Source organism: Actinomadura rugatobispora (assembly GCF_055379765.1).
Window position 1 is genome coordinate 10784563 of the sequence record NZ_AP029191.1, and the last position, 19080, is coordinate 10803642.

General features: G+C 73.9%; 19 protein-coding genes. 7 read left to right on the forward strand and 12 right to left on the reverse strand.

The features are described from left to right. Positions 1-33: 33 nt before the first annotated feature. Complete coding sequence (locus ACZ466_RS48170) at positions 34-564, forward strand: DoxX family protein (protein WP_378281343.1); 531 nt, start codon at positions 34-36, stop codon at positions 562-564. A 70-nt stretch (positions 565-634) separates the two neighbouring features. Here the strand turns inward: ACZ466_RS48170 and mftF are convergent, their stop codons facing one another. The 6 genes from mftF to mftA all read right to left on the reverse strand — a co-directional run bounded on the left by mftF (position 635) and on the right by mftA (position 5794). After that, on the reverse strand, positions 635-2092 hold the full coding sequence (mftF, locus tag ACZ466_RS48175; protein WP_378281344.1) for a mycofactocin biosynthesis glycosyltransferase MftF: 1458 nt from the start codon (positions 2090-2092) through the stop codon (positions 635-637). Continuing rightward, a complete protein-coding gene (gene mftE, locus ACZ466_RS48180; protein ID WP_378281345.1) occupies positions 2089-2844 on the reverse strand; it encodes a mycofactocin biosynthesis peptidyl-dipeptidase MftE in 756 nt (251 codons plus the stop codon). The genes mftF and mftE overlap by 4 nt, the downstream gene beginning before the upstream one ends. A 1-nt stretch (position 2845) precedes the next feature. Further along, positions 2846-4048 carry a pre-mycofactocin synthase MftD gene (gene mftD / locus ACZ466_RS48185; RefSeq protein ID WP_464042013.1) on the reverse strand — a complete coding sequence of 401 codons (1203 nt, stop codon included), beginning with the start codon at positions 4046-4048 and terminating at the stop codon, positions 2846-2848. A gap of 101 nt (positions 4049-4149) precedes the next feature. After that, positions 4150-5385 carry a mycofactocin radical SAM maturase gene (gene mftC / locus ACZ466_RS48190; RefSeq protein ID WP_378288353.1) on the reverse strand — a complete coding sequence of 412 codons (1236 nt, stop codon included), beginning with the start codon at positions 5383-5385 and terminating at the stop codon, positions 4150-4152. Next, on the reverse strand, positions 5382-5657 hold the full coding sequence (gene mftB / locus ACZ466_RS48195; RefSeq protein WP_378288352.1) for a mycofactocin biosynthesis chaperone MftB: 276 nt from the start codon (positions 5655-5657) through the stop codon (positions 5382-5384). The genes mftC and mftB overlap by 4 nt, the downstream gene beginning before the upstream one ends. Positions 5658-5671: 14 nt before the next feature. Beyond that, a complete protein-coding gene (mftA, locus tag ACZ466_RS48200) occupies positions 5672-5794 on the reverse strand; it encodes a mycofactocin precursor MftA (protein ID WP_378288351.1) in 123 nt (40 codons plus the stop codon). 132 nt (positions 5795-5926) lie between these two features. Between mftA and mftG the strand changes: the two genes are divergently transcribed. Next, entirely contained in the window at positions 5927-7531 is a 1605-nt protein-coding gene (gene mftG / locus ACZ466_RS48205) for a mycofactocin dehydrogenase MftG (protein ID WP_464042017.1), read from the forward strand. An 18-nt stretch (positions 7532-7549) separates the two neighbouring features. Here the strand turns inward: mftG and mftR are convergent, their stop codons facing one another. Then, positions 7550-8140, reverse strand: coding sequence for a mycofactocin system transcriptional regulator (gene mftR, locus ACZ466_RS48210; protein WP_378288349.1), 591 nt, complete (start codon positions 8138-8140; stop codon positions 7550-7552). Positions 8141-8411: 271 nt separating this feature from the next. Here mftR and ACZ466_RS48215 point away from each other — a divergent pair, with 271 nt between their 5' ends. Next, a complete protein-coding gene (locus ACZ466_RS48215) occupies positions 8412-9338 on the forward strand; it encodes an alpha/beta hydrolase (RefSeq protein ID WP_378288348.1) in 927 nt (308 codons plus the stop codon). Between the two features lie 19 nt (positions 9339-9357). Here the strand turns inward: ACZ466_RS48215 and ACZ466_RS48220 are convergent, their stop codons facing one another. After that, a complete protein-coding gene (locus tag ACZ466_RS48220; protein WP_378288347.1) occupies positions 9358-11553 on the reverse strand; it encodes an MMPL family transporter in 2196 nt (731 codons plus the stop codon). Positions 11554-11682: 129 nt separating this feature from the next. Further along, positions 11683-12249: a TetR/AcrR family transcriptional regulator gene (locus ACZ466_RS48225; protein WP_378288346.1), complete on the reverse strand. Its 567-nt coding sequence runs from the start codon at positions 12247-12249 to the stop codon at positions 11683-11685. Positions 12250-12512: 263 nt separating this feature from the next. On the opposite strand from ACZ466_RS48225, the gene acuI reads away from it, so the two are divergent. From acuI to ACZ466_RS48240, 3 genes are read left to right on the forward strand one after another with little or no spacing between them, the layout of a single operon-like run. Then, complete coding sequence (gene acuI, locus ACZ466_RS48230) at positions 12513-13496, forward strand: acrylyl-CoA reductase (NADPH) (RefSeq protein WP_378288345.1); 984 nt, start codon at positions 12513-12515, stop codon at positions 13494-13496. 47 nt (positions 13497-13543) lie between these two features. Then, positions 13544-14740: an FAS1-like dehydratase domain-containing protein gene (locus tag ACZ466_RS48235; RefSeq protein WP_378288344.1), complete on the forward strand. Its 1197-nt coding sequence runs from the start codon at positions 13544-13546 to the stop codon at positions 14738-14740. A gap of 28 nt (positions 14741-14768) precedes the next feature. After that, entirely contained in the window at positions 14769-16466 is a 1698-nt protein-coding gene (locus ACZ466_RS48240) for a class I adenylate-forming enzyme family protein (protein ID WP_378288343.1), read from the forward strand. Between the two features lie 39 nt (positions 16467-16505). Here the strand turns inward: ACZ466_RS48240 and ACZ466_RS48245 are convergent, their stop codons facing one another. Further along, positions 16506-16889, reverse strand: a complete 384-nt coding sequence (locus ACZ466_RS48245) for a VOC family protein (protein ID WP_378288342.1) — start codon at positions 16887-16889, stop codon at positions 16506-16508. 209 nt (positions 16890-17098) lie between these two features. Here ACZ466_RS48245 and ACZ466_RS48250 point away from each other — a divergent pair, with 209 nt between their 5' ends. Then, positions 17099-17956 carry a helix-turn-helix domain-containing protein gene (locus tag ACZ466_RS48250; protein ID WP_378288341.1) on the forward strand — a complete coding sequence of 286 codons (858 nt, stop codon included), beginning with the start codon at positions 17099-17101 and terminating at the stop codon, positions 17954-17956. A 7-nt stretch (positions 17957-17963) separates the two neighbouring features. Here the strand turns inward: ACZ466_RS48250 and ACZ466_RS48255 are convergent, their stop codons facing one another. Both ACZ466_RS48255 and ACZ466_RS48260 read right to left on the reverse strand, forming a co-directional pair. Further along, entirely contained in the window at positions 17964-18458 is a 495-nt protein-coding gene (locus tag ACZ466_RS48255; protein WP_378288340.1) for a beta-class carbonic anhydrase, read from the reverse strand. Positions 18459-18555: 97 nt separating this feature from the next. Next, the gene (locus ACZ466_RS48260; protein WP_378288339.1) at positions 18556-19047 is read right to left on the reverse strand and encodes a MarR family winged helix-turn-helix transcriptional regulator; all 492 of its coding nucleotides are present in this window, start codon (positions 19045-19047) and stop codon (positions 18556-18558) included. Between the last annotated feature and the right edge of the window lie 33 nt (positions 19048-19080).

The following is a 19080-nucleotide window of genomic DNA, read 5'->3' on the forward strand; positions in this document are numbered from 1 at the left end:
GGAAAAGCACGGCGCGGAAGCCGAGGCACGGACGTGGCGCGGTTGCTGCTGCGCGTCGCCATCGGCGGCACCATGATCACGCACGGGGTGCGTCACGGCCAGACCCTCGACGGGACCGCGGGCTGGTTCCGATCGATCGGGTTCCGGCAGCCCCGGCTGCAGGCGCAGCTGAGCGCGGCCGTCGAGGTCGGTGCGGGGGCCGCGCTCATCGCGGGGGCCGGCACGCCGCTGGCGGCGTCCGCGGTCGTGGGCACGATGGGCGTCGCGGCCCGGTCGGTGCACCTGCCCAACGGGTTCTTCGTGAACGCCGAGGGCTACGAGTACGTGATGAACCTCGCGATCGCCTCCACCGCCCTCGCCGCCCTCGGGCCGGGCAAGTACAGCGTGGACTCGGCGCTCGGGCTCGACCGGCGGATCTCCGGCGGCCAGGCCGCCGCGCTGGCGGCCGGCCTGGGGCTGGCCGGGGCGGCCGCCCAGCTCGCCATGTACTGGCGCAAGCCCGCCCCCGCCCCCAGCGAGCCGGAGGCGACTTCGGAGGAAGCGGAGGTCGAGGCCGCGAGCTGACCTCGGCGGCGACGAGCACACCCCTGCGGCCGCTCCGCCGTTGAAGCAGTCGCTCAACGCCGGAGCGGTCTCAGCTTCTGAGACGTCGGCGGATGGACGAGAGCGCGTCGGGGAGGCGGATGTCCGGGAGCAGGGGGGCGGCGGTCCGGGCGCGCGCCGAGGCCGCCGTCACCCCGGACCCGTAGGCGACGTCCTCGGCCAGCCTCAGGACGGTGTAGCGGACCGGGTCGACGCCGGGGCGGCGCCGCAGCCATTCCAGCGCGATGGGCGCGAGCATGGCCACCGCGGCGGCGCGGGCCAGGCGGCTGCGCGGGCAGGCGGCCAGGGCCAGCAGGCCGGCGGGCCACCACTCGCGGCGCAGCGCGTGCCCGAGGGCCGCCGCGTCGGCGACGGTGCCCTTGGCGACGATGGCGACGGCAAGGCTCCAGTCCGCCGGGAGCTGTGAGAGGCGGCGGGCGAGCAGCACCGCGGCCAGTCCGCCGCAGGCGGCGGCCGGGACCGGATGCCCTCGGGCGAGGAAGGCGAGGACGGCGAGGTTCCACATCGAGGGCCGGGCCGGGGCCACCCGGCCGGGGTGGCGGCGGGCAAGGTCGGCCGCGGACGTGCCGTACTGGTGGCGCCGGCGCGCCCAGTCCCAAGGGCGCAGCCGCGGCGTGTGGGCGACCTGGGCGGCGGGCTCGTAGCGGACGTTCCAGCCGAGATCTCCCAGCCGCCAGACGAAGTCGACGTCCTCGCCGAGCCGCAGCCGCTCGTCGAAGGGCGCGTCCTCCAGCGCCGCCACGCGGACCAGCAGCGTCGCCGTGGGGACGAACCCGAGCCTGCCGCCCGGGCGCACCAGCGCGGGCCGCGGGCCCATGTCGAGCGCGGACCGGGCGGCCTCGTAACGGGCCAGCAGCCGGGTGTCCCCGGACCGGGGCACCACCCGCGGGGCGACGGCCGCGACGCGGGGATCGTCGAAGTGCGGGACCAGGACGTCCAGCCAGCCGTCGCAGGGGCGGCAGTCGGAGTCCACGAACGCCACCAACGGCGTCCGCGCCAGCCGCAGCCCGGTGTTGCGGGCAGCGGCGGGGCCCCGGTTGCGGTCGTGCCCGACGAGCCGTGCTCCGTGCGCGGCGGCGGCGCGGCGCAGCGGCCCGGGGTCCGGGGATCCGTCGTCGACGACGATGACGGGCAGGCCCTTGACCGCCTCCAGGGTTCCTTCGAGTTCGTCGGCGCGTCCGAACGCCGGGACGACCACCGTCACCTCGTGCGGGCCGGGGCGCGGCACGGGGACCGGGTGGGCCAGACCGTGGTCGATGAGCTGCCGGGCCAGCGCCCGCCCGACGCGGGAGTCGTCGGCCAGGCCGCGCGCTCCGGCCCGGCGCAGCGCCGCCAGGTGGGGGCGGGCGGCCTCGCCGAGGCGCACGACCTTCCAGGGTGATCCGCCGGTGGCGACCCGTCCGCCCGACCAGAGGGACGTCCCCCGGTCGAGCGCGATGGGGAGGCCCGCCGGGAGGGCGAAGGAGCGCCGGTCTCCCGAGCCGCTCACGGGCGTGGTCCCGGGGCCGGGACGCCGGGGTCGAGGAGGCGTCCCCGGGCGTCCACCCGGCCGGCGCCGATCCGGGCGGCGACGAACGAGACCATCGCCTCCACGATCCGGCGGCCCTCTTCGGCCGACGCCCCGGCGGGATCGCCGAGGACCCCGGAGGGGGACACGGCGCGGACGCCGTGGGCGATCAGGTCGGGCAGCACCTCGGCCAGCGGACGGCGCTCACCGGTGACGGCGCCGAACGGCCGCACCAGGTGCGGGGCCAGGTGCAGCATGACGGAGGTCTCGGTGGACCCGGCGTGCGCGTCGCCGCCGGGGACCTCGCAGCCTGCCCACGCGGTGTCGTGCCCTTCGGCGCGCATCTGGTGCGCGGCGGCGTCGAGCGTGGCCACGTTTCCGCCGTGCCCGTTGACGAAGACGACCCTGCCCGCCCACAGGGCCAGCGAGCGGACGGTCTCCACGAGGACGGCGCGCAGCGCCTCGTGCCCGATCGAGATCGTCCCCGGGAAGCCGGCGTGCTCGCCGCTGGCGCCGAAGGCGATCGCCGGGGCGACGAGCACGGGCGCGGCCGGGTGCCGGCGCAGGGCGCCGGCCGCGCCCTCGGCGACCGCCCGCGCGATCACCGTGTCGGTGGAGAGGGGCAGGTGCGGCCCGTGCTGTTCGGTCGAGCCGACGGGCACCAGCACCAGCGGATCGGCCTGGACGTCAGGCCACGCCGCCTCCGCCAGGTCGCGGCCCCTCTCCTCTGGCACGTCAGCTCGCCGGGGCGTCCGCGACCGCGCCGCCGCCCAGGGTCAGGAGGAACCCCGGCGGGATGACCAGGTCCTCGGGGGACAGTTCGTGGACGCTGGAGTGGCCCAGGCCCAGGACCGCGGAGTCCAGGCCGCCGCGCAGGATGTCCAGGACGTTCTCCACCCCGGCCTGCCCGTTGGCGGCCAGCCCCCACAGGTAGGCGCGGCCGATGAGCACGGCCCGGGCGCCCAGGGCCAGGGCCTTGGCCACGTCCCCGCCGCGCCGCACGCCGCCGTCCAGGAGGACCTCGACCTGGTCGCCGACCGCCTCGACGATGGACGGCAGCACGCGGATGGTGGCCGGTGTGGTGTCGAGGTTGTTGCCGCCGTGGTTGGAGACCGACAGCGCCGTGACGCCGGCGTCGACGGCCTTCCTGGCGTCGTCCACGCGGGTGACGCCCTTGAGCATGAAGGGGCCGCCCCACTCCTTGCGCAGCCACGCCACGTCCTCCCAGGTGGGAGGCGGGGTCTGCATCCACTCGCCGTAGGCGCCGAAGAAGGTGGGCGCCTGGCCGCCGGGCGGCTGGAGGTTGGGCACGGACAGGTCGGGGATGCGGCCGGTCTTGGCGAAGCTCCACAGCCACCCCGGGCGCGGCAGGACGCCGGGGGCCAGCTTCACCGCGGTCTTGAGGTCGATCTTCTCGGGGATGACGGGGCTGCCCCAGTCCCGGCCGTTGGAGAACGACCAGTCGAGGGTGGCGATGAGCGCCTTGGCCCCGGCCTTGCGGGCGCGCTCCATGCGCTGCACCATCGCGTCGCGGTCGCCGCTCCAGTACATCTGGAAGAAGACGTTGGGGTTGGCGGCGGCGACCTCTTCGACGGGCTTGCTGGCGTACGAGCTCAGGCCCATGATCACGCCCCGGTTGGCCGCGGCGCGCGCGATCGCCACCTCGCCCTCGGGGTGGACGGCCTGCACGCCGGTGGGGGAGATGAGCACCGGCAGCGCGGTCTCCACGCCCATGACGGTGGTGGACAGGTCGCGCTGCGCCTGCTGGCCGGCCACGTGCGGGGCGAAGCCGAGCTCGGCGAAGGCCGACATGTTGTCCTTGATGGTCCGGCCGCGTTCGGAGCCGGCGACCAGCGCCCCGTACACCATGGCCGGCAGCCGCTTCCTGGCCCTGCGCTGAGCCTCGGCGACGGTCTCGAACCAGGGGTTTCTCGGCATCGGGTTGTCTCCTTGCAGGGGGCGGCGAGCGGGACGCGTCCCGCTCGCCGCCCGAGAAGAGTAGGGCTGTGTCGTCGCTGTGTCGTCCTGGGAGCGTCGTCCTAGGGGGCCCGCAGGCCAGCCAGCGGGTCTTCGGCGCAGGCGCTGACCGGGGGCCGGTCCAGGTCCGGGCGGCGGCCGATCGTCACCGGCACCGGTGCCCGCCGGGCCGGGGCGGTACGGCGCGAGTGGTCGGCCGACGGCTTGGGAATGCCCGCCCGGTCTTCGGGCCGCTGCGCCAGGAGTTTCTCACCGTGGCCCTGGACGCACTCGGGGTCGGGGCCGTCCAGGGGCAGGCCGGTGAAGAACTTGGCGGCCATGCAGCCGCCCTTGCAGCTGTCGTAGAAGGAGCAGGAGGAGCAGGCTCCGCCGGTCTGCGGTTCGCGCAGGCCGAGGAACAGCTCCGACTCGCGCCAGACCCGGGCGAACCCGCCGGGCTGCCGCACGTTCCCGGCCAGGAACTCGTCGTGGATCGCGAACGGGCAGGCGTACACGTCGCCGACGGGGTCGATGAGGCACACCACCCGCCCGGCGCCGCACAGGTTGAGCCCGGGCAGCGGGTCGCCGTAGGCGGACAGGTGGAAGAAGGAGTCACCGGTCAGCACGTTGTCGCCGTTGGCGACCAGCCAGTCGTACAGCTCGCGCTGCTGCGCGGGGGTGGGGTGCAGCTCGTCCCACACGTCGGCGCCGCGGCCGGACGGGCGCAGCCGGGTCAGGCGCAGCTGGGCGCCGTACTCGTCGGCCAGCGCCTTGAACGCGTCGATCTGCGGGATGTTGTGCCTCGTGCACACCACCGAGAGCTTGAAGTTCTTCATCCCCGCGTCGGCGAGGTTGCGCATGGCGCGCAGGGCGGTGTCGTAGGAGCCGGGGCCGCGCAGCGCGTCGTTGACCTCGGCGGTGGCGCCGTCCAGCGAGATCTGCACGTCGACGTAGTCGTTGGCGGCCAGCCGCCGGGCCGCCTCCGGGGTGATGCGGACGCCGTTGGTGGAGAACTTCACGCCCACGTGGTGGGCGGTGGCGTAGTCCAGCAGCTCCCAGAAGTCGGAGCGGACGGTCGGCTCGCCGCCGCCGATGTTGACGTAGAAGACCTGCATGGCCTCCAGTTCGTCGATGACGGCCTTGGCCTCGGCGGTGCTCAGCTCGCGCGGGTCGCGCCGCCCCGAGCTGGACAGGCAGTGCTCGCAGGCCAGGTTGCAGGCGTAGGTGAGCTCCCAGGTCAGGCAGATCGGCGCGTCGAGCCCGTGCTCGAACAGGTCGACCAGCCGCGTCCCGGACGCCGGCCGCGTTGTGGTGCTCATGGAGTCCTTTCGACGAGCATGGACGACCCGTGCAGCGCGGCGAGCGCCGCGCCGTACCGGTCCAGGTCGGGCGCGGGGACCCCGGCGGCCGTGCAGGCGGCCCGCGCGGTGGGCGCGTCCCCGAGGCCCTGCACGACCGCCAGCAGCCGCCGGTCCTTGAGGAACGACAGCTTGCGGGTGCCGAAGTGGTAGAGCAGCGCGCCGAAGGGTTCCGGCCGCACCGAGACCTGCGGGTGCAGGTCCCAGGCGCGGTCCATGTCGATCACGGGCATGGCGCTCTCTGGTTCTAGTAGACGCCGCACATGCCGTCGATCGAGACCTCCTCGATGAGGGACTCGGCGTCGGCGAGCTCCGCGGTGCGGTCGTCGGTCTGGTCCGCGGCCTGGGCGTCGGGGGTCGTGGTCTCCATGGGGCCTCCTCGGCTGATGAGCGGTGGGCCGCCCGCGGGGGGCGGGGTGGCGGTCCGTGCCGCCTGTGGGCGATAGTAAGTGCATCGAGTGTCAAAAGGAAGGGCCGGGGGCCGATTCGGTGGGAGGCTGTTGTGCCGGTGCCCGATGAACGCGTGCGCCGCGTCCAGGGGAGCGCGGGTGGGCGCGGCGGCTCCCGGCCCGACGTGCTCGTGGTGGGCGCGGGCGGCAGCGGCGCGGTCCTGGCGGCCCGGCTGAGCGAGGACCCCGGCCGCGAGGTCCTACTGCTGGAGGCCGGGCCGGTACCGCGCACGCCGCCGGAGTTCCCCGCCGGCCTGCTCGACGCGCGCCTGGTCCCCGGCGCGCAACCGGGCCACCCCGCCGTCCGCACGTTCCCGGCCCGCCTCACGCCGGGCATGCCCTACACCGTCACCCGGGGGTGCTTCCTCGGCGGATCGACCGCCGTCAACGGCGGCTACTTCATCAGGGCGCGCCGCGGGGACTTCGACCGGTGGGCGGCCAGGGCGGGGGACCCCCGCTGGTCCTACGAGCGGGCGCTGCCGTTCATGCGCGCCCTGGAGAACGACCTCGACCACGGGGCCACCCCGCTGCACGGCGATCGCGGACCGGTCCCGATCCGCCGCACCAGCCTGGAGCACCCCGCCGCCGCGGCGTTCCAGGCCGCCGCCCGCGAACTCGGCCACGCCGACGAACCCGACAAGAACGCCCAGGACCCGCCCGGGTTCGGCCCGGTCCCTTCCAACGCGGTGGACGGACGGCGGGTCAACACCGGGATCGCCTACCTGCTCGGCGCGCTCGGACGCCCCAACCTGACCGTGGCGGGCGGCTGCCCGGTGCGGTCGGTCGTCGTCCGCCGCGGCCGGGCGACCGGGGTGGTGGTCGAACGCGAGGGACGCCGGACCGTCCTGGAGGCCGGCGAGATCGTGCTGTGCGCGGGCTCCCTGGCCTCACCGCACCTGCTGCACCTGTCCGGCATCGGGCCCGCGCGGGACCTGCACCGCCTGGGCATCCCCGTCGTGCACGACCTCCCCGCGGTCGGGGCCACGCTGAGCGACCACCCGCAGGTCGTGCTGGAGTGGATGCCCGGGCGGCCGATGGACGAGCCCTCCGGCTCCTGGCTCGGCGGCGCCCTGCACCTGCCCTCCACGGACGGCGACGGCGCGGGCGACCTGGAGATCCTCCAGTCCCTCGTGCCGATGGCCGGGCTGGTCGGCGGGCGGACGTCGGTGCCCGGCGCGCCCCTGGCCTTCCTCGCCTCGGTGCAGACGCCCCGCCTCACCGGCGGCGTGCGCACCGTCTCGCCCGACCCCGCGACCCCGCCGCACATCGACTACGGCTACCTGCGGACCGCCGACGACCGGCGCCGCATGCGCGAGGCGGTGCGGGCGACCGCCGCCCTGGTCGCCACCGAGGCCTTCAGCGAGATCGCCCTGGGGCCGGTGGACCCCCTGCCCCGGACACTGGACGACGACCGCCTGCTCGACGAGTGGACGGCGGCCCGTCTCGGCACGTCCCAGCACACCTGCGGCACCGTGCCGATGGGCCCGGCCGCCGACCCCTCGGCAGCCGTCGACGCCCGCGGAAGGGTCCACGGCCTGTCCGGGCTCCGCGTCGCCGACACCTCCATCCTCCCCACGTCGCCGCTGCGCGGTCCCGCCGCCACGGCCGTCCTCATCGGGGAGCTGATCGCCCACGCCGTCCGGCAGGACGGGGGGTGAGCCCGGTGGAGTGCCAGGTCAGGGCGGGGCGGGCGTTCCGGCCAGGTCCAGCACGGTCGCCAGACCGGCCGCCACCTGGCGGATCGTCTCGTCCAGCAGGGCCGACAGCCCCGGCTCGTCCTCGCGCGACAGCCAGTGCTCGTAGGCGCTGATCGCGGCGGCCAGGACGACGTTGCCCGCGAGCAGGGGCACCATCTCCGTCGGCGGGAGGCCGGTGCGGGCGGCGACGAACTCGGTGATGATCGCGCGCCAGGACGCGTACCGCAGGGTGGCGTCGGCCTGCAGGGTCGGCACCTCCAGGATGAGCCGCATGCGCTGCCGGTGCCAGGGCACCTCCTTCGGGTCGAACCGGTTGAACTCCACCACCGCCCGCCGGATGGCCTCCACCGGCGGCACGGCCGGATCGGTCTCGTTCAGCAGCCTGCGCAGCCTCGTCAGGTGCTCCTCGAAGTCGCCCCAGACCAGGTCGTTCTTGGAGGCGAAGTAGCGGAAGAACGTCCGCCGGCCGATCCCCGCCGCCGCCGCGATGTCGTCGACCGTGGTCTCGTCGAACCCCTGCCGGGCGAACAGCCCGAAGGCCAGCCGTTCCAGGGCGGCCCGCGACGTCACACGCGGCCTCCCCATGGACGTGGACGCGTTCCGCCTTCCGCTGTCGGTCGTCACGACACCAGCCTGCCATGGTCGGCCGGTTCGGGTGATCAGGAACCGGGCGGCCCGCCCCGGTGCGCCCGCCCGGCCGCCCGGGCGCCGGCGAGGGCGCGCGCGTATGCTGCCGTTCCGGCCACGTCCACCGTCCGGTCGGCCGCGCGTCGCCGGCGCGTGGGCCGTGAACCAGGAGGGAGCCGTCCATGCAGGCGATCGCCACTCCGGAGCAGCGATCATGAGGCTCTCGGCGGTCGCGCCGGAGCTGCGCGGCAGGCTGCGCCTGATGCCGCCGTTGCCGCTGGAGCGCACGCCCGCCCGCCGCCTCATGCAGGTGGCCACGCGCCGGATGCCCCCGGCGCGGCAGCCCGGCGTCACCCTCGGACTCGCCCCTGGGGTCACCCCCGGCATCCGCGTGTACCGGCCCCGGCGGCGCCGCTCGGGCGCCGCGCTCCTGTGGATCCACGGCGGCGGCCTGGTCATCGGCGGCGCCGTGCAGGACGACCGGCTCTGCGGTTCCACCGCGCTGGAGCTCGGCATCACCGTCGTGTCCGCCGAGTACCGCCTCGCGCCCGAACACCCCTACCCGGCGGCGCTCGACGACTGCCACGCCGCCTGGACCTGGCTCCAGGAGCACGCGGCCGCGCTCGGCGTCGACCCGTCCCGCGTGGCCGTCGGCGGGCAGAGCGCGGGCGGCGGGCTCGCCGCGGCCCTCGCCCAGCGGCTGCACGACGCGGGCGGCCCGCGGCCGGTCGCGCAGTGGCTGTTCTGCCCCATGCTCGACGACCGCACCGCCGCCCGGCGCGACCTCGACGCCGTCGGCCACCGCGTCTGGAACAACCGGCTCAACCGCTTCGGCTGGCGCTCGTACCTCGGCGCCGAGCCCGGCTCGCCGGACGTGCCGCCCTACGCCGTGCCCGCGCGGCGCGAGGACCTCGGCGGGCTCCCGCCCGCCTGGATCGGCGTGGGCGACATCGACCTGTTCCACGACGAGGACCGCGACTACGCCCGGCGGCTGCGCGCCGCAGGCGTCGACACCACCTTCCACGTCGTGCCCCGCGCACCCCACGGATTCGAGGCGTGGGCGGCGGGCACGGGCCTCGCCCGCGACTACCTTGCGACGGCCCGTGCCTGGCTGCGGAAGGCCCTCCCGGAGGACGCCTGAGCGCCCCCGGACACCGCGGCTAGCGGCCCATGCCGCTGTACTCCAGTTGGCGGGCCGGGGGCTCGTCCAGTTCGCGGCGGAGCTTCTCCCCTTCGATGTCGAGGTCGGGCAGGGCCCGGTCCAGCCACCGGGGCAGCCACCAGGCGGCCCGGCCGAGCAGCGACATCACCGCCGGGACCAGGGTCATCCGGACGACGAAGGCGTCGATGAACACCCCGATCGCCAGCGCGAACCCGATGGACTTGATGATCGGGTCGGGGGTGACGACGAACCCGGCGAACACCGCGATCATGATGAGCGCGGCCGCGGTGACGACGCGCGCGTTGTGGCCCAGGCCGTTGACGGTGGCGCGGCGGGGAGTGTCGCCGTGGACGAAGTCCTCCCGCATCCGCGAGACCAGGAACACCTCGTAGTCCATGGCCAGGCCGAACAGGATGCCGATCAGGATGATGGGCAGGAAGCTGACCAGCGGGCCGGGAGTGTCGATGCCGACCAGCCCGGCCAGGTGCCCCTGCTGGAACACCGCGGTGGTGATCCCGAACGTCGCGCCGACGGTCAGCAGGAAGCCCGCGGCGGCCTTGACCGGCACCAGGACCGAGCGGAACACCAGCATCAGCAGCACGATCGACAGGCCGGCCACCAGCAGCAGGTAGACCGGCAGGGCGTCGGCGAGCTTCTCGGAGATGTCGATCCCCACCGCGGTGGTGCCGGTGAGGGCGACCTCGGCGCCCTGGACGCCGGCGACCCGGTCGCGGACGGCGTGGACGGTCTCCTCGGTGGCGGTGTCGGTCGGGCCCGTCCTGGGGATGACGGCGACCAGCGCCGTGGTGCGCGACTGGTTGAACTGCGCCGGCGCGACCGCCTGCACGCCCTCCACACCGCCGATGATCTCGGTGGTCCGCCGGGCGGCGGCCTGGGTGGAGGCGGCGTCGGGGCCGGACACCACGGCGATCAGCCGGCCGTTGAACCCCTCGCCGAACCCTTCGCTGGTCAGGTCGTAGGCCTGGCGCTGGGCCGAGTCCTCGGCCGCGGTGCCCGCGTCGGGCAGGGCGAGGCGCATGTCCTGGACGGGCAGCGCCAGCGCACCCAGCGCGAGCACCCCGGCCAGCAGCACCGGAACGCGCAGGCGCGTCACGGCACGGCCCCACCGGAACCCGAGCGCCCGTTCCGGTGAGCCGCCCGGGGCCTGCGCCGATTGCGCCGCGGCACGGCCGCGCAGCTTGCGGGGCAGGATCTTGTCACCGGCGAAGGCCAGGACGGCGGGCAGCAGGGTCAGCGCGACCACGACGGCCACCGCGACGGTGGCGGCCGCGGCCAGGCCCATGGCGGTCAGGAACGGGATGCCGACCACCGACAGCCCCGCCAGGGCGATGACCACGGTGGCTCCGGCGAACACCACCGCCGACCCGGCGGTGCCGATCGCGCGCCCGGCCGCCTCGCGGGCGTCCAGGCCCTCCATCAGGTTCTGCCGGTGGCGGGAGGTGATGAACAGCGAGTAGTCGATGCCGACGGCCAGGCCCAGCATCAGCGCCAGGACCGGGCTGGTGGCGTTGAGCTCCACCACGCCGGTCAGCGCGTACAGCCCGGCCATCCCGACGCCGACGCCGACCAGGGCGTTGAGCAGCGTCATCCCGGCGGCCACCAGGGAGGCGAAGGTGATGACCAGGACGACCGCGGCGACCGCGACGCCGACGGCCTCGGTGGCCGCGGCGCCGTGCGGCGCCTGGGTGAGGTCGCCGCCGGCCTCGACCCGCAGGTCCTGGGCGCCGTCGCCGTCCCGGGCGATGTTCTCGTAGGCGGTGCGCTGGGCGTCGGTGATGTCGGCGGCCTTGGTCGCGAACTGGACCTGGACCAGCGCGTACCTGCCGTCGGGCGACAGCGACCGGGTCTGGAAGGGGTCGGTGGCCGCGGTCACGCCGGGGATCGCGGCGGCCTGCCGGACGATGGGCGTCACCTGCTCCGCGGTCAGCGGCGCGTTCCGCGGGGCGGCGATCACGATGGTGCCGGTGGCGCCCCCGGCCTGCGGGAACTGCTCGCCCAGGGCGTCCATCGCCCGCTGGGACTCGGTGCCGGGCATGCGGAACTCGGAGGTGGTCGAGCCGCTGAACGCGGCCGCCGCCCCGCCCATGACGCCCAGCAGGAGCAGCCATGTGACCACGACGAGGCCGCGGCGCCCGAAGCACCATCGGCCCAGCCGGTACAGCAAAGTCGCCATCGGGGAGAAGAACCTTCCTTTGATCGGTCGGGCGGATCGGTCGATCGGATCGGTCGGAGGGCAGCGCGAAGCCGCCGCGGGTGCGGCGTCCGGGAGAACGGGGGTGGGTCCGCGTGAGGTCAGCGCGGGTCAGTCATGGGCGCGGCCCAGGGTCCGCAGGGCGGCGGCGACCATCGCCGCGCGCAGGGTGTCGTCGTCGTACGGCAGGTCGGCCGCGCTGGTGACGAACATGCCGCTGAGCGCCATCAGCGCGGCGACCCGGTCCGAGGGCTCGGCCGAGCGGCCCGCCATCGCGTCGAGCAGCCGCTCCTCGACGCCTTCGAGGCCCTCGACCTCCAGGTCGGGCCGGCACTCGGCGTCGGTGTCGAACAGCAGCTTGATCTCGCGCCGGTACCGCAGGGTGAGGTCGACGAAGCCGTGGACCGTGGCCGCGGCGGCCTTCTCGCCGTCGAGGCCGGCCAGGCGGACGTCCAGCGCCGCGACCTCCCTGCCGATCGGGAGCAGCAGCTCGGCCAGGATCGCCTCCTTGTTGCTGAAGTGGTACAGCAGCGACGCCTTCGAGCAGCCGACGTCGGCGGCGATGCCCGCCAGCGACGTCCCGCGGAACCCGTGCTCGACGAAGAGCCGCAGGGCCGAGGCGAGGAGCCGCTCCCGCAGTCCGCCGGACGTGCGCGCCCCGCCGGTCGTTCGTGCCATGGCACCACGCTAACTGTCCGATCGGTCAGACCTGACCGATCGGACAGGGAAGGCGGCGTGGCCTTCGTCACCGGCTCACGTCGCGTCGCCCCGCGATCACCCGGAGGTGGGGGGCGGCGCCGACATAGAGCAATAGTCTTGCAATACTTGTAATGATGAATGCGGCCATGTCAGGATGCGGACCGGGCCGATCCGCGGCACGCGCGGCCCGCCGGTACGGGCCTGACGGGTCCTTGGTCGGTCAAGGAAAGGGCGGGTCACCAGTGTTTTCGGCGATTTCCATCGAGAAGGGCGAGGCGGGGCGGACGGTCGCGCTGACGAGCCTGGACGAGGCCGGGCTCCCGGACGGCGACGTCACCGTCGACGTCGAGTACTCGACGCTGAACTACAAGGACGGCCTCGCGATCACCGGCACATCGCCCGTCGTCCGCACGTTCCCCATGGTCCCGGGCATCGACCTGGCGGGCGTCGTCACCGAGAGCGAGCACGCGGACTGGAACAAGGGCGACCGGGTCGTGCTCAACGGGTGGGGCGTAGGGGAGACCCACTGGGGAGGTCTCGCGCAGCGCGCGCGCGTCAAGGGGGACTGGCTCGTGCCCCTGCCCTCGGCGTTCACCGCCCGGCAGGCCATGGCGATCGGCACCGCCGGCTACACGGCCAGCCTCTGCGTGGACGCCCTGCTGAACCACGGCGTGAGCCCGGACCAGGGCGAGGTCCTCGTCACGGGCGCGACGGGCGGCGTCGGCAGCGTCGCGGTCGCGCTCCTGTCCAAGGCCGGGTTCAAGGTGGCCGCCGCGACCGGGAAGTCCTCCGAGGGCGAGTACCTCACGCGGCTCGGCGCCTCGACCGTGCTGGACCGGGCGGAGCTCGCCGAGGCGGGCAAGCCCCTGCAGAAGGAGCGCTGGGCGGGCGTCGTCGACTCCGTCGGCAGCCACACCCTGGCCAACGCCTGCGCGCAGACGCGCTACGGCGGCGCGGTCGCCGCGTGCGGCCTGGCCCAGGGCATGGACTTCCCGGCGTCGGTCGCCCCGTTCATCCTGCGCGGCGTGTCCCTGCTCGGCATCGACAGCGTGATGGCGCCCATCGAGCGGCGCAGGACCGCCTGGGACCGCCTGTCACGCGACCTGGACGTGAGCGCGCTCGACGCGATCGCGCAGGAGATCCCCCTGGGAGAGGCGATCGACGCGGCGGAGCGGCTCCTGGCGGGCAAGGTACGCGGCCGCATCGTCGTCGACGTCAATCGCTGATCGGGAACCGCAGCCGCAGCCGAAGCGGGAACGGAACGGGAGCACCAATGAGCAAGAAGTCCTCGAAAGCGGAGATCACCGAACTCGACCTGACCGACGTCGACCACCGCGTGGGCAAGCCGGTCGGCGGCGGGCAGCTGTGGGAGCCGTGCAGCTCCTCCGACATCCGCCGCTGGGTGATGGCGATGGACTACGCCAACCCGCTGCACTGGGACCAGGAGTTCGCCCGCGAGTCCAAGTTCGGCGGCATCGTCGCGCCGCAGTCCATCGCGGTGGGCCTGGACTTCGGGCACGGCGCGCAGCCCGCGTGCGTGGGGTACATCCCCGGCAGCCACCTGATCTTCGGTGGCGAGGAGTGGTGGTTCTACGGCGTTCCGGTGCGGCCCGGGGACAAGCTGTTCCAGGAGCGGCGCTTCCACGACTACAAGGTGACCGACACCAAGTTCGCCGGACCCACGATGTTCTCGCGCGGGGACACCACCCACACCAACCAGCACGGCGCCCTGGTGGCGCGCGAGCGCTCGACCGCGATCCGCTACCTCGCCTCCGAGGCCGAGAAGCGCGGCATGTACGAGAACCAGCTCGGCGAGGTGAAGCGCTGGACCCCCACCGAGCTGAACGAGGTCGAGAAGGTCCGGCACGACTGGATCCTGTCGAACCGGGAGGGCGCCTCCCCGCACTTCGAGGAGGTGAACGTCGGCGACAAGCTGCCGCGGCGCGTGATCGGACCGCACAGCATCGCCAGCTTCACCACCGAGTACCGCGCCTTCCTGTTCAACATCTGGGGCACCTTCCACTGGACCGCGCCGCCCGGCATCGAGGACCCCTGGATCAACCAGGACCCGGGATGGGTCGAGGGCTTCGCCTTCGACGAGGAGGGCGCCAGGATCGACCCGCGCAAGCGCGACGGCCTCTACGTCGGGCCCTCGCGCGGCCACATCGACGCCGACAAGGCCAGCGAGGTCGGCATGGCGCGGGCCTACGGGTACGGCGCCACGATGGGCGCCTGGTGCACCGACTACCTCGCCTACTGGGCGGGCCACGACGGCCTGGTGCGCCACTCCAAGGCCGACTTCCGCCTGCCCGCCTTCGAGGGCGACGTGACCTACTTCGACGGCGAGATCGTCGACAAGCAGACCGAGTCCGCCTTGGGCGTGCCGCTCGTCCAGGTGAAGCTGCGCCTCACCAACCAGGACGGCGGCACGCTGGTGGTCTGCACGGCCGAGATCGAACTGCCGTTCTAGCGGCCGGAGACGATGGGGAGTGCGAGCGATGAGCGCCGAGATGAACCCGGAACCGTCGATCGTGTCGGGCCCGCCGCTCGACGCCGAGCCGGGGCTCGGGCCGCTCACGCTGCCCGGCTACCTGCGTGAGGTGACCCGGCGGTACGGCGAGCGCGAGGCGCTCGTCCTGAGCTCGCCGCAGGGCACCGTGCGCTGGACGTACGCGGAGGTGTGGGAGCGCGCCGTCGAGGTGGCGTGCGCGCTCCGCGCGTCCGGGCTGGGCAAGGACGGCCGCGTCGGCGTCCTGATGACCAACCGCCCCGAATGGATCGCGGCGGTCTTCGGGGTCTCGCTCGCCGGGGGCGTGGCCGTCACGCTCAGCACCTTCTCCACGCCGTCCGAGCTGGACCACCTGCTGCAGGTTTCGGCCGTCTCGGTGCTGCTGTTCGAGCGGACGGTGCTGAAGAAGGACTTCGCCGCCGTCCTGACCGAACTGGAGCCCGAGATCGGCCGGGCCGCGCCCGGCGCCCTGCGGTCGTCGAAGTACCCGTTCCTGCGAGGGCTGGCGATGGTCGGGGACGCCCTGCCGGGCGGAGCGATCGACACCTGGGACGCGTTCCTGGCCCGTGGCCGCGGGGAGCCGCGCGAGTTGGTGGAGGCGACGGCGGAGACGACGCGGCCGAGCGACGCGGCCGTGCTCTTCTTCTCCTCCGGCTCCACCAGCAAGCCGAAGGGCATCCTGAGCGCGCACCGCGGCGTCACGGTCCAGCTGTGGCGCTTCCGGAGGATGTACGTCTTCGGCCCGGAGGACGACATCCGCTGCTGGACGGCCAACGGCTTCTTCTGGTCCGGCAACTTCGCCATGGCGCTCGGCACGACCTTCTCCAGCGGCGGCAGCCTCGTGCTGCAGACGACGTTCGCCGCGGAGGAGGCGCTCGAGCTCATGCAGGAGGAGCGGGTCAACTTCCCGGTCGCCTGGCCGCACCAGTGGGCGCAGCTGCAGGGCGCCCCCAACTACGGCGACGTCGATCTGAGCAGCGTCCGGTACGCCGACCACGGCACCCCGCTGGCGCACCACCCCACGGTGTCGTCGGGCAAGTGGTTCGAGCCGGGGCACGCCTACGGCAACACCGAGACGTTCACCATCTCGACGGGCTACCCCGGGGACACGCCCGAGGACGTGCACGTGAACAGCAGCGGCGTACCGCTGCCGGGCAACACCGTCAGCGTCGTCGATCCGCTCACCGGCGCCGTCGTCCCGCGCGGCGAGCGCGGCGAGATCTGCGTCAAGGGCCCCACGCTCATGCTGGGCTACATCGGCGTCCCGCTCGACGAGACGCTCGACGCCGAGGGCTTCTTCCACACGGGCGACGGCGGCTACATCGACGCGGACGGCCGGCTCTTCTGGGAAGGGCGGCTGACCGACATCATCAAGACCGGCGGGGCCAACGTCTCACCGCTGGAGGTCAGCGAGGCGCTGGCCGGCCATCCCGGCGTGAAGGTGGCGCACACCGTCGGCGTGCCGCACGAGACGCTCGGCGAGGTCGTGGTCGCGTGCGTGGTCCCGCACGAGGGCGCGTCCGCCGATCCCGAGGAGATCCGCGCCTACCTGCGGGAACGGCTGGCGAGCTACAAGGTCCCGCGCCATGTGCTGGCGTTCCGCGAGGACGAGATCGCGCTCACCGGCAGCGCGAAGATCAAGACCAACGACCTCCGCGAACTGGCCGCGAAACGGCTCCAGGCCTAGGCGTTCTCGAGCCCCGCCCGCCGTCCGCGGTGCGCGTGTTCAGAGCGGCTGGAGCCGGGTGCGCAGAAGGCAGAATTCGTTGCCCTCCGGGTCGGCCAGGACGTGCCAGCTCTCGGTCCCGGTCTGGCCGACGTCGGCGGGCTTGGCGCCGAGGGCGAGCAGCCGCTCCAGCTCGGCGTCCTGGTCGCGGTCGGTGGCGTTGACATCGATGTGCAACCGGGGCTTCCCTGTCCGCGGTTCGCCGCTGGGGCTGAAGACGAGGGTGGGCTGCGGGCCGCCGAAGCCGGCGTCGGGCGGCCCGATCTCGATGCTTCCGTCGTCCTCCCGGCCGAGTTCGACGTAGCCGAGGACCTCGCTCCAGAACGCGGCGAGCCGATCGGGGTCGGAGGCTTCGATGACCAGCTCACTGATGCGGCATGCCATGACCGTCAGTGTACGCAGACGACCCGGGAGTCGATCATCGTCCGGGCTGGGCTTTCAGACATGCAGCAGCGTCCGTCGTCGGAGAGCGGGGCCCTGCGCTGTCCCGCCGCGATCCAGATTCCCGCGGGGGAGAGCGTTCTGGCAGGTCGCGGGCTTCCTGGGAGTGCCGCACCCAGGCTCGTCCGGCGCGTGCGCCCTACGCTGGAGGCATGAGCACTTCGGCTCTCGGGGACTACCTGACCACCCGCCGCGCCCAGATCACCCCGGCCGCGGTGAACCTGCCGGCGGTCGGCCACCGGCGCGTGCCGGGCCTGCGCCGCGAGGAGGTCGCGATGCTGGCTGGCGTCAGCGTCGACTACTACGTGCGGCTCGAGCAGGGACGCGAACGCAACCCGTCCGCGCAGGTGGCCGAGGCCCTGAGCGTCGCGCTCCGGCTCGACGGCGACGGCCGGGCCCACCTGTTCCGGCTGGCCGGGCTCGCGCCGAAGGCCGGCGGGCGGGCGGTCGCCGACCGGGTGGAGCCCTCACTGCTGCGGCTGATGGACGCCTGGCCCGGGAACCCCGCCCTGGTCTACAACCGCGCCTACGACGTCCTGGCGGCCAACACGATCGCCGACGCGCTCTTCGGCGACTACGGCCCGGAGCGCAACCTGATGCTGCTCATCTTCCTGGACCCCCGGGCCCGCGGCTTCTACGCCGACTGGCCCCGGGTGGCGGCCAACTCGGTGGCCGGCTTCCGCCTCGGCCACGGCACCGCCCCCGAGGACCCGCGCGTGCGGGCCGTGCTCACCGCGCTGCTGGAGCGGAGCGCGGAGTTCCGCGAGCTGTGGGCCCGGCACGACGTGCGCGGCAAGGCGCTGGAGACCAAGACCTTCGACCACCCCGAGGTCGGCCGGATCACGCTGTCGATGGAGACCTTCGACATCCGCTCCGCGCCCGGCCAGGAGCTCGTCGTCTACCACGCCGAGCCCGGAACGCCCAGCGCGACCGCGATGAGCCTGCTCGGCAGCATCGCCGCGACCCGCCTGAACGATCACGGGTCCCGGGAGCACGCGTCCCCGGAGTGATCGCGGGTCAGGGCTTGACCTCGCGGAGCCGGCCGGTCTCGACCTCGTAGACGAAGCCGCGGACCTGGTCGGTGTGCGGGATGAACGGGTCGGCCTTGATCCGGGCGATGGACTGGCGCACGTCCCCCTCCAGGTCGGAGAACGCCTCGGCGGACCAGTCCGGCTTCTGGCCCGTCTCGGCGAGGATGCCGTTCTTGAACTCGTCGTCGGTGAAGGTCAGCATGCCGCAGTCGGTGTGGTGGATCAGGATGATCTCGCGGGTGCCGAGCAGCCGCTGGCTGATGGCCAGGCTGCGGCGCTCGTCCGCGGTGATCACCCCGCCGGCGTTGCGGATCACGTGCGCGTCGCCCTCGGCGAGCCCGAGCAGGCCGTAGGGGTTGAGGCGGGCGTCCATGCAGGCGACCACGGCCAAGCCCCGGGCCGGCGGCAGCGGCAGCTCGCCCTTGTCGAAGGAGGCCGCGTACCGTTCGGCGTTGGCCAGCAGTTCGTCCGTCACGCTCATCGCGTCGCTCCAGGGGTCGCGTTCGATGGTCCGGAGGATCGGATCGCGACCGAGCGTAGCGACGGGCTCACGGGAAAACAAGACTAAACCGACGGGATTAGTCGGTTGTCGCCTTCCCGGACGGCCCGTCGGAACGGAGGGGGGCCTGGATCCGGTCGGAGATCTCGGTGAGCGAGTCGAGCTGGGCCCGCGTCAGGGGGGAGATGAGCCGGCGGCGGATGTGGTCGGCGCGGCGCGGGAACGCGGCGGTGATGGCGGCGCGGCCCTCGGCGGTCAGCGTGACGATGGCGGCGCGGGGGACGTCCGGGCAGGACTCGCGGGTGACCAGCCCGCGCTTGGCCATCCGGGTGAGGTGGTGGTGCAGCCGGCTCTTCTCGAAGTCGGTCACGCCGCCGAGTTCGTACGGGCGCAGCGCCCCGCCGGGCGCCTCCAGCAGCGCGCCGAGGATCGCGAAGTCGGGTTCGGAGAGGCCGGTGTCCCGCTGCAGATCGCGCGCCATGCGCCGCCAGAACAGGACCTGCGCGTCGAAGAACGCGCGCCAGGCCCGCTCCTCGTGCTCGTCGAGCCACTCGCCGGTGCCGTCGTGCATGCGACGGAGTCTAGGACGCCGTGGGCCGGGACT